The organism is Paraburkholderia sp. RL17-347-BIC-D (assembly GCF_046027915.1).
GTDB lineage: Bacteria > Pseudomonadota > Gammaproteobacteria > Burkholderiales > Burkholderiaceae > Paraburkholderia.
Window position 1 is genome coordinate 1 of the sequence record NZ_JARESS010000263.1, and the last position, 388, is coordinate 388.

The 388-nt window shown below is 66.2% G+C and carries 1 protein-coding gene; it reads right to left on the reverse strand.

What is annotated here, in order from left to right; translation table 11 throughout:
* The coding region (locus P0D96_RS48480) for an enoyl-CoA hydratase/isomerase family protein (protein ID WP_408321489.1) at positions 1-388 on the reverse strand (388 nt) is incomplete at both ends.

Below are 388 nucleotides of genomic sequence, written 5' to 3' on the forward strand. Positions count from 1 at the left end.
ATCGGCATCAGGCAGTGAACGGTTCACGTAGCCATACGCCTCGGCCTGAGCACCACTGATGTCCTCCGAGCCCAGCAGCACTTCAAGCGCGCGGTTACGGCCGATAAGCTGGGGCAGTCGGGCCATAGGGCCGCCGCCAGCGACCATCCCCACACCCACCTCCCATTGCGAAAGGATAGTCTTTTCGCGACTGGCGAAACTCATGTCGCAGGCGAGCGTGATCTCGCTGCCGTTGCCCGTCGCCCGGCCGCGGATGAGGGCGATGGAGACGACGGGCGCGCGCGTCAGGCGTACAAGGAAGTCGGGCCACTGCGGCAGGCCTGTAGGCCCGGGCGGCATGGCCGTCAGGTCCGCGAGCCCGGCGGCGAAATCCGCGTGATTCAGAAAA